Source organism: Moorena sp. SIO3B2 (genome assembly GCF_010692525.1).
Lineage (GTDB): Bacteria > Cyanobacteriota > Cyanobacteriia > Cyanobacteriales > Coleofasciculaceae > Moorena > Moorena producens.
Genome location: NZ_JAAHHE010000222.1, coordinates 1 through 10,428 on the forward strand (window position 1 = coordinate 1; position 10,428 = coordinate 10,428).

Annotated in this window: 8 protein-coding genes; 2 read left to right on the forward strand and 6 right to left on the reverse strand. The window is 44.4% G+C overall.

The genetic code is table 11. The features are described from left to right. Positions 1 to 37 precede the first annotated feature (37 nt). A complete protein-coding gene (locus tag F6K38_RS28540; protein WP_287358440.1) occupies positions 38 to 190 on the reverse strand; it encodes a hypothetical protein in 153 nt (50 codons plus the stop codon). Positions 191 to 672: 482 nt separating this feature from the next. On the opposite strand from F6K38_RS28540, the gene F6K38_RS28545 reads away from it, so the two are divergent. Beyond that, on the forward strand, positions 673 to 849 hold the full coding sequence (locus tag F6K38_RS28545; RefSeq protein ID WP_165691812.1) for a hypothetical protein: 177 nt from the start codon (positions 673 to 675) through the stop codon (positions 847 to 849). On the opposite strand, the gene F6K38_RS28550 is transcribed toward F6K38_RS28545, so the two are convergent. Then, positions 832 to 2,889: a tetratricopeptide repeat protein gene (locus tag F6K38_RS28550; protein ID WP_161603145.1), complete on the reverse strand. Its 2,058-nt coding sequence runs from the start codon at positions 2,887 to 2,889 to the stop codon at positions 832 to 834. The two genes, F6K38_RS28545 and F6K38_RS28550, sit on opposite strands and share 18 nt — an antisense overlap. Before the next feature lie 166 nt (positions 2,890 to 3,055). Next, entirely contained in the window at positions 3,056 to 3,187 is a 132-nt protein-coding gene (locus tag F6K38_RS28555) for a hypothetical protein (protein WP_008181869.1), read from the reverse strand. An 85-nt stretch (positions 3,188 to 3,272) separates the two neighbouring features. Here F6K38_RS28555 and F6K38_RS28560 point away from each other — a divergent pair, with 85 nt between their 5' ends. Next, positions 3,273 to 5,129 (forward strand): glycosyltransferase family 2 protein, encoded by a 1,857-nt coding sequence (locus F6K38_RS28560; protein ID WP_287358442.1) that lies wholly within the window; start codon positions 3,273 to 3,275, stop codon positions 5,127 to 5,129. Positions 5,130 to 5,324: 195 nt separating this feature from the next. Here the strand turns inward: F6K38_RS28560 and F6K38_RS28565 are convergent, their stop codons facing one another. The 3 genes from F6K38_RS28565 to F6K38_RS28575 all read right to left on the reverse strand — a co-directional run. Next, positions 5,325 to 6,119: a sulfotransferase domain-containing protein gene (locus F6K38_RS28565; protein ID WP_008181871.1), complete on the reverse strand. Its 795-nt coding sequence runs from the start codon at positions 6,117 to 6,119 to the stop codon at positions 5,325 to 5,327. A gap of 174 nt (positions 6,120 to 6,293) precedes the next feature. Beyond that, positions 6,294 to 6,440 carry a hypothetical protein gene (locus F6K38_RS28570; protein ID WP_154659734.1) on the reverse strand — a complete coding sequence of 49 codons (147 nt, stop codon included), beginning with the start codon at positions 6,438 to 6,440 and terminating at the stop codon, positions 6,294 to 6,296. Beyond that, the coding region (locus tag F6K38_RS28575; protein ID WP_287358444.1) for a tetratricopeptide repeat protein at positions 6,421 to 10,428 on the reverse strand (4,008 nt) is incomplete at its 5' end. The genes F6K38_RS28570 and F6K38_RS28575, both read right to left, overlap by 20 nt.

The following is a 10,428-nucleotide window of genomic DNA, read 5'->3' on the forward strand; positions in this document are numbered from 1 at the left end:
ATAATGTGCTAGAGTGAAGTGGTGTGTTCTTACGAACTTAGGGAGTAGGGGGTGTGGGGAGGGTAGTAGGGAGTCGGGAGTCGGGAGGAGGCGGTCGAGGGGCGGACAGAGGAAGTGGGGAGTCGGGAGTCGGGAGTCGGGAGTCGGGAGTCGGGAGTCGGGAGTCGGGAGTCGGGAGTCGGGGTAACAAAATTGACTGTACCTTATAAGTATCAGAAACGCTATAATTACACTAGTCAGTAGTCAGTTATCAATTTGAAGACGGTGGGTTACGGCGCGGATAAAAACTGATTGATAATCCTTCAAAATCCTGGCCGCGCCTAACCCACCCTACGAAATATCTAGCTCCCCACCCTCCCCACCTCATAAGGGTAGGTTTTTAACAAAGACGTGAGGTGTGGGGTGACCGGGTGTAGGGTGACCGGGTGTGGGGGATAAGAAAATATACTTAATTTGTCCTTAAAAATCATCATTGTCTTGATCCAATAGCGAGTGGTTTGTTCGCGAAGCGTCGCCTTTGGCGATAGTTACCGTAAGACAGGGGAGCCTTAATCAATAAGTTTTAATCATGCATCTGCATAGCCTACCAACCATAAAGGCTCCCCTGTCTAAGGTTTCGTCTCCGGGGGAAACCCCCTTTGGCCGACTGCATCGCTTCTTCAGGTGCGACCCGTGGCGAATTTAATTCTTAATAGGTCAAGCGCACCTAAGTTGTTTTCCTTTTCCTCTCCTGAGGTTAAGTCCGATGTTTTACCCAAATGTAAAAAACCTACCCCTATTCCCTACTCCCTATTCCCTACTCCCTACTCCCTACTCCCTACTCCCTACTCCCTACTCCCTACTCCCTAGCTTGCCTTGTTTTTCCAAAACCCTGGTCAACTGAGCCTTTACTTCATAATTTTCGGGTTGGATCTGGAGGGCGATTTGGTAGAAAATGATGGCTTGGTCTAACTGATTTTGTTTGACTAATGTATTGCCTAACTGTAGATACAGTTCAGGATCGTTGGATTGTATCCCTAATGCTTTGTGATAATTATCGAGATTATCTGGATTAGTCCTAATGGCTCGACGATAACAGCTGATTGCTTGATCTAAATCTACCTGGACTCTTTCTCGAAGCACATTTCCTAATTTTTCGTGTATCTCGGGGTGATCTGGCTTTAACTGTATAGAGCGACGGTAGGACGCTACTGCTTGATCGGACTTTCCCAATTGAACCAAGACACTTCCTAAACTACTGTGTAACTGAGGATGGCCTGGATTTAATTCAATAGCACTGCCATAGGCGGTAAGGGATTCATCCCAACGCTGGAGTTTGCTGAGGGCATTTCCTAAGTTTTGGTAAAATTCAAAGTACTGGTTGGGGCATAGGGCTATGGCTTGGTTTAAGGCAGCTACTGCTTCGTCTAATTTGCCGTGTTCGGTTAAGGCTAGCCCTAAATTATGGTGAGACCAGGGATTATAAGGATTGAGTTCTATGGCTCGCTGGTAAGCTGTTGCTGCTTCATGCCAATTCTGTTGTGTTAAGAGTAAATCCCCTAACCAATGGTAAGATTCACAACAGTTGGGATTGATATCGAGAGCATAGCGATAGGCTGCGATCGCTTCCGCTATTTTTCCCTGTTCTCGCAAACTATCTGCCCATTGGTGAGCGGCTAGCCAAGGGTCTTGTGATGGGGGTTCATAATCTGGTTCTTGCCACTGTCCCAATTCTTCCAATGCTTTGCGCAAGGGGTAGTATAACTCAGGATTTTCTGGGCTGAGGTCAATGGCACGACCATAAGCGGTAACTGCTTCCTGCCAATGCTGGAGTTGGGTGAGAGCCTCCCCTAATTTGTGGTAAAACTCAAAGAACTGGTTAGGGGATAGGGCTATGGCTTCTTGATAAGCAGCTACGGCTTCTTCTAGCTTCCCTTGTTGGGCTAAGGCTAAGCCTAAATTATGGTGAGTCCAAGCATTGTAGGAATTGAGTGCTATGGCGGATTGGTAAGCTGCTGCGGCTTGCTCCCAATTCTTGTTTTCTCGATATAAATCCCCTAGCCAATGGTGAGACTCAAAGCGGTCGGGATTGGTTTCAATACCATCGCGATAGGCTGCGATCGCTTGCTCCAATTGTTTGGTTTCTCGCAGAGCATCCGCTAAGCTCTCTTTAACCCGATTTATGCTGGGGTTAATGGCTATAGCGCTACGGTAAGCGGTAATGGCCTCATACCATCGAGTTTGCAAGCTCAGACTATCCCCGAGATTTTGGTAAACCCAAGCTGGCTGGTCTTGATTTAGTGCGATCGCATTTTGGTAAGAGGCGATGGCATCGTCTAAATTTCCCTGTTGCTGCTGACATTGTGCCAAGTTAGGATATACTACTTTCCCATTTTCTGGGTCACACTGACTTGCTTCCTGGTAAGCGCAAACTGCTTCATCAACTCGATTGGTTTGCCTCAGAGCATCCCCGAGATTTTTGTAGATCCAAAACGGATGGCTAGGATTGAGTGCGATCGCATTTTGGTAGGATGCGATCGCGTCTTCTAAATTTCCCTGTAGTGCTTGAGCTTGTCCTAAATTGTGATAGAAATCCGGATGGTCTGGCTCGAACTGCATCCCGTCCTGGTAAGCCACCATCGCCTGATCCAGTTTTCCTTGGGCCCTCAGAGCATCCCCGAGATGTTTGTAGACCCAAAACGACTGTTGGGGATTGAGGGCAATTGATTTTTGGTAGCTTGCGATTGCACCTTCTAAATCCCCCTGCTGAGCCTGAGATTGTCCCAAAAGGTGATAAATTCCTGGATTATCTGGCTGTAACTCAATTGCTTCCTGGTATGCTGCAATTGCTTCACTCTGTTGTCCTTGCTGTCTCAATTGATTTGCAATACTTACAGAAGTTTCAACCATAGCTAGTTCTATTTGGGAGCGCATTCTAATACTGTTTCTTAATACTGTTATTTAACGATTGTTAAAAACTTGTATTCGAGCTAGCAGTTTTTAATCGAATTGATTGTGGTATCTTAATGATTCCACCAAGACTATCTTATAGCTATAATATTATAGCTATAAGATTCTAGCTAATCAATTCGATTTTCTTATCTAAAATAGCGTTTGTATTGGAGATGTAAACCTTTAAGGTCTTTTTTTCTTGGACAATAAAACTGAGGTTCTCTTTACCCTCTTGCCTTTTGGCTCTTGGATCCATGGCTTTTTCGGCAAGAAGTGTGTTTACAACTCATCTACAAACTCTATAACAATACCATCAATATCAACGATTAGCAATCAGCACAATGGCCCAACTGTTGTATATCAAGCCAGAGATTCAACCAACCCTAGGCATCAGCATTTTCACGGTGCCTAAGCCTTTTCTAGGTATGATTGGTATCATCCAGCACAACGCCATTACCAGCTGGACTTTGCTCAAACCTAAGCCAGAAATCATTTTATTTGGTGATGAAATTGGTACAGCCTCCATTGCTGAAGAGTTAGGAGTTAATCATGTTCCTGATATCGAGTGCAATAGCTATGGTACTCCTCTACTGGATAGTGTGTTTGCCCAAGTCCAGGAGCAAGCAACTTACGATATCATCACTTACATCAATGCTGATATTATTTTACTGAAGGATTTTACCCAAGCCATTGAACAGGTCTGCCAACACCTAGACACATTTTTAATCACTGGACGACGCTGGAATCTTGACTTGTCCAATCCCATAGAATTTCAGTCTCCCAACTGGGAAGACATCCTGTGTCAACAGGTCAATCAGACCGGTTGTTTAGGTGCTCATGATGCCAAGGATTACTTTATCTTTCCTAAATATTTATTTCGTAGTATCCCTAAGTTTGCGGTGGGACGGGGATATTGGGATACCTGGATGGTAACTACTGCGGCTATGAGGGGCTACCCCATAGTCGATGCCAGCGAAGTGGTGATGGCAGTGCATCAAAATCATAGCTACGGTGATCTGATCGGGGGCAAAAATGAGGCCCATATGGGGAAGGAAGCGCAACGGAATAAAATTCTTGGGAATGTGCAAGCACAAGGAACGATTGCTGACAGCACCTGGCAGCTAAAACCCTGGCATGATCAGGATTCACCACGAGTTAGTGTGATTATTATTGTCCAGGACTTACGCATTTGCCCCCTAAATCCCCCAAATTTGGATCTCCCAAATTTGGGGGACTTTGAGATCATTCCCCCCAGAATTGGGGGGCTAGGGGGGCGAAATCAACTTAACCGCGTAAGTCCTGTTGTTAATAGTACTAGCGCGTTAGTTAACCGAGCATTGGAGAGTGTGGTGGCTCAAAACTATTCCGACTATGAAATTATTGTGGTGGATAGAGCGGTTAATCAGGGAGTAGGGAGTAGGGAGCAGGGAACAGGGAACAGGGAACAGGGAACAGGGAGCAGGCAGGGATCCCCCCTAACCCCCCTTAATAAGGGGGGAACAGGAAGTAGGAACCTTAATAAGGGGGGAACAGGAAGTAGGAACCTTAGTAAGGGGGGAATTGTTATTAAAGAGGGTTATCTAGCAGGATGGGATGGAGGATGCGTTCGCGTAGCGTGGCCAACGGCCAATCGCAAATGGGGGGCGTTGTGCGATCGCGGTCTTGAGATGGCCCAAGGAGAATTTGTAACCTTTCTCGATAGTGACAGTGTTTTACTACCAGATGCCCTAGAGAAACAAGTAGCAGCATTTGATCGGGAATCCTCTACCCTGGATTTACTATTGAGTGGGTGGCAACTGGTTGAGGGAGACAAGATCACCGAGGTCACGCCATGGCAAGACTTACCAGATTTAGAAGACTTACACATCTGGAAGTTAGAGAAACTGTGGCAACCGTTGCGTCAAAGTAATATTATGTTTCGTCGCAGTCGTTTAGACCTAGTAGGGGGCTTCAATACGGAATTAAATCAAGAGGCTGCGATGGTAGAAATAGTATTAAATTTAGTATTTTTGAGAGGAAGCCGAGCCCTCTGGTTGCCAGAAGCAACTTGTAGCTATTTTGGGCAAAGTAATACTATTCCGGAACAGTCTAGTCCAGTTGCTGAAGATATGAAAGAGGTGATTGATAGTATCTTTAAGCAACCAGCAGTCAAGGGATGGATGCAAAAATTAAAAGCTAGAGCTTATCGTTTTGAGTAGGGAGTAGGGAATCGGGAATCGGGAATCGGAACCCACCCCTAACCCCTCCCAGGAGGGGAACGGGAATCGGGAATCGGGAATCGGGAATCGGGAATTATGCTTTCTAAATTCTAAATTCTAAATTCTAAATTCTAAATTCTAAATTCTAGATTCTACATTCTGCATTCTACATTCTACATTCTTAATTCTACATTCTTAATTCTCATACCCATACTTGATAAAAATAGCTTTAAAACATTCATTAAGCTTATCAATAGTAGCGGGCTTTAACTTTTCCTTATAATCTCCTGGGGTGACTTTACGGATGTGTAAGGCGGGATTTTCTTTAGTTGGAAAAATATCGTGCTTCTTAGCTATTTCTTCTATTTTGCTATCCTCAAGCTCTAATTCTAAAAACGTGATAATATCCGCAACCCACTGACGCTTATTGAAAACGATATCTTCATACCTAAAAAGTTTGAATAACTGATCTTCAATCTTGCTGTACTTTTGAATTATGTTGCGAAATATAGGTGCTTGTTGAATCGCATACTGGTCTATATCCATATCTTGTAGTCGCTGGCGATTTTTCCAAAGGGCATCACCTACCTTACCTGGGGGAATAACATGACTGTTCTTCATGGAAAAATAATGGGATACTACAATATCCCTAGGATCCCGGATTAGTAAGATTTTTTTGAAACCACTCAAATCGAAATGATTAAGATAGGCAGGGAGATATCGAGAGCCGTAAAAGCCATATCCAGTTTTGACAAAAAGGTCACATATCTCCTTACCAAAGGCACTTTCTTCTACCCCTTGATTAAAGGAAGTCTTGGCAACACTAATCAGTGGTATAGTTAAGGTAAAACCGATATCTTCAATAATTTTGTCCTGCATCACACTCCCTGATTTGTGGAGCGCGAACACGAAGAAACTAGGAATATCACCAGGGGGAGGTACCTCAAGAGAAACTTTCTGATTGTCTCGTGTATATATAATTTTTTCCATTAAACCTCTTTAAACTCTTCTCCCTACTCCCTACTCCCTACTCCCTATGTCAAGATTTAACTTATTATACTAGGTACTGAAGAATATCCCATTAACCGTAAGCATTCAGCTATCAGCTATCAGCTATCAGCCAAAAACTTGTGGCTAGGCTACGGGTTATGCCCATAGCGCACACTAATTGTGCTTTTGAATAATATAAGCCATTCCGGTAGCGTTAGCCTTGGCCACGCTACGGGAATGGCTGACGGCTGTTCGCGCAGCGTGAGCTAAAAGCTCACGGCTGACGGCTGAATGCTTACCATTAACCTTCAGCTGCTCCAATCGTAACTGATTTCACTAATAGGCTAGCTAATCTCGAATCAATGGATGATAACTGACCCACCCCTGGTGATTCAATCGATAGCACAAATGGAGCGTTTAAGGTTAGGCGGCCAGAGGGAATAATTCCTTCAAACACCCAAGATTTATCGGATTGTTCCTGAACCTCTCCATCAATAGCGTTGCCATTTATCTTAACTACCATATCCCTAATAAACCGTTTCTCAATCGCCATCATTCCTGAAACTCGCACTTGAAGCGGCTTGATAGTATTAATACCGTCAATAATCACACTACCTACTTTCTCCATCCAGCGAACTGGTGTGCCATTTAATGTTTCAGGTGATAACCAACCGATCCCATTGAGATGGTCATCCATAAGGATAGATAATTCATTGTGTTCCCGCAACGGTTCCCAATCGAGTTGCTCTGTAAAGGTAATTCTCTCAATCAGTACCCCTAAATGACGATTGGACTGATCAACATGATAGGTCTCGGTCTTCAGGGAAAATAAATTGAAGCCTTCAAGTAACGAAATCGGTAGGGTAAATACATTAACTTGATCGATCCCAGAGTGATGCACTGCCACCCGCAATCCTAACTTACCCTGTTGCCAAACTTCAAGGAACTGACCCTGGGAGACGTTACGGCAGGCAATGACTAGCTGACCTTTCCTGGGATTATCGGCAATGATGGCAAACTCTCCCTCTGGCCAAAGTAACCACTGGCTGGGACGAAAAAGACCAATTTCTGGCAAGGGTGGTTCTAATGCTCCAAAACCCTGACGGGTATAACCTTGAATACCAACCCCAGAGATAATACTACTGTTGTTTTTGGGAATGCCGCTTTTAATGGCTAGGGGTTGAGTAAGTTTGGGAGAGTCTACTAAAAATTTACTTGCCCTCGGAATTTGGAGCTGATCGACCCAACCGCTTTGGTCTAAGGCCACCATAAAACTGTGATAGCTCGACTGTAAGGAGAAGTGGTTGGCTATATAAATAGCTGCGGTTTTCCCCAACAGGTCTAATTTGTGGGGGTCATAGTATAATTCTTTGATTACCTTAGCTAAGGCTTCTGGGGTTTTTTGGGTCACTACTCGTCCTGAGACTCGATTCAAGATGGCTTCTTTGACACCACCTACTCCATAGCCAATGGCTGGTGTGCCACAGGCTGCGGCTTCTATAAAGGTTTGACCAAATGCTTCTTGAAGGGATGGCCCAATAAATACATCCGCAGCGCTGTAGTAACATGCTAGAATAGAGGGGTTCTCGATATATCCTGTACTCCAAATATCAAGGTTTTCTGCGATCGCAGAGCCATGACCAAAACTAACCAGTAGGATATCATCGAGATTGGCAATGTCTAGGGCTTTGAGTAGATACTTAAATCCTTTGCGCTGATCCTTTACAGATTGACTACCAGTGAGTATAATAAATTTATCGTGAGGTAAATTTAGCTGGCTCCGACATTCTGCCTGGTCTAAGGGCCGAAAGATATCTAAATCGATGCCATAGTAAATGCTCTGAAATTTGCTTTCGCATTCTTGGAAATTCCTTCGAGGGTGGTGATAGTCAAAGGCATAACGAGCCCAATTAGTCGTCCAGTGACTATCCCCTAGCACTAACAAAGTTTTATAGCTCCCTAAAAGCCGGTGTTTTTTACGAAAAGCATCGGCTATTTTCTCTGATGCTAAGCTCGGGTATTCATGGCTAGTGGGACATTCGTGATCACATAGGGTGGTATAATTCTCACAATCCCCTACATAAGCACAGCGTCCAGTAAGTAACCACTGGTCGTGCATCACAAAGATGGTGGGGAAATTACTGGTAAGTATTTCCAAAATCTCCAAGGGATTGGTCATATTATGGATATTGCCCACTACGACTAAATCCGGATTGACACTAGCAATTAATTGATAAACCTCTGACCCTGTGCAGTCTACGGGAGTTAATGACCAGTCTAATGTGCCAGCAACGGGAATTACTTGATGTCCTGCTAAGGCTAAGGATTGGGCAATGCGTTGGTGAGCAATCCCAGCCCCTCCGAGAAATCCGGTATCGTTGAAGCACACAATGCGGAGGCTGTGGCGTTGCCCAGGCTCTTCTGTCGCCTTAGACTTAGGACAGTTGAATTTAGTCCGCAGTGCCTCTGATACCGATAGTAATTCCGGCTCATACTTATCTTTAGTGCTAGTCTTTTGGTTTTCATGGATACGGTATTGAGCTACGGGATAACCAATTACCTGCAAGGTGGCTCCAATAGCCGCAAATCGCGCCCACAACTCGTAATCCATACTGTAGAAGAGGGCTTCATCTACTGATGCCCCACACTTTTCCCAAATGGTGCGGGTAAACATAACTTCTGGCTGATAGAAGAATTTCCCTGTTAGCCAATTCCTTTCTACATCTAAGATTTCTTCAAGGGACATCAGTCCATTAGCACAGGATGTCAAGTGTTGTTCTAGGGCTATGCCATCCTTAAACAGTTGACAGACACCGGCTACCACATCAGCACCACTGGTATAAAATGCTAGGGCTACCCTATATAATGCTCCTGGGGCTAATCGGTCATCACTATTAAGCCACGTCAAGATTTCCCCAGATGCGATCGCAAATCCTTTGTTCAAGGCTTCACTTTGGCCACTATCCGGTTCACTAACCACATAGGTAAGGTGCTCTAGGTATTGATTAACAATGGTGATGGTTTCATCAGTAGAGCCCCCATCAATTAGGATATGTTCAACATTGGGATAGTGCTGATGAATCACTGATAGAATAGTTTCTTCGATAAACTCACCTTGATTCATCGAAGGGGTAACAATCGATATCTTTGGCCAGGGGCTGCCATCGGGGAGAGTTTGGGGGGGATGAAAGGGTTGAAGGAAAACGTGAGGCCACTCAGAGCTATCGTCTTTTGTCCTAAGCTCTGAATTGATTGGTTCAAAGAGCAACCTAGAGCTATCGTCTTTTGTCCTAAGTTCTAAATTATTAAGCTCTGAATTACTATATTCTGAATTACTATATCCTTTTCGTTCTAAGGCTTCCCCTAAATTCTGGTATACGGAAACATGAAGACTGGGGTCAATATCAATGGCTTGTTCGTAAGAGATAATGGCTTCATCCCACTCGCCAATTCTGGCTAAGGCTTCACCGAGATGACTGTAGGCTTTAGCAAAATTCGGGTCAAGTTCGATAGCTTTTTGATAACATGCGATCGCATCAAGCCACTGTCCAGTTTTTGCTAAGGCTTGTCCCAAGTTATAGTAAGACCAAGGCCAATCGGATTTCACCTCAATCCCATGGCGATAGGCAATAATTGCTTCATCCCATTGCTCCAATGCTTGTAGAGCATCACCTAAATTTTGATAAGACCAGGGGAAATCTGGCTTGAGTTCAATGGCTTTTCGGAACACATCGGCTGCGTCTTGCCACCGTTCCAATTTAAGCAAGGCATCGCCCATGTTGTTATAAGACCAGGAAAATTCTGGCTGTATCTCAATGGCTCGACGGTAAGCTGTTACTGCTTCTTCCCACCGTTGCTGCTTAACTAAGGTATCTGCTAAATTATGATGGGCTTGTGCAAGATTCGGTTGCAGTTGAGTGGCTTTGAGATAACAAGGGTCAGCTTGCTCCCATGCTTCTTCCTCTGTGAACAGGTTTCCTAAATAGAAGTAAGCTTTAGCATCTTGGGGATTGTTTTGAACTGCTTGCTGATAAAGGGTTAGCAGCTCTTGCTCTTGTCCTTGTCCTTGTTTTTTTAGCAAATCCCCTAGTCGATGGTAAGCTTCAGACAAATTAGGTTTCAATTGAATTGCCTGACGATAACAAGCTATCCCTTGGGTTAATTTCCCTTGGGCGGTTAAGGTATTACCCAAATTCAAGTGTTCTTCAGCCGATACCGTATTCGGTTCCAATGTCAGGGCTTGATACCAATAATCTGCTGCTGCTTCTGGTTGATTGGTTTGAGTTAGAACTTTTGCTAAGTTACGGTA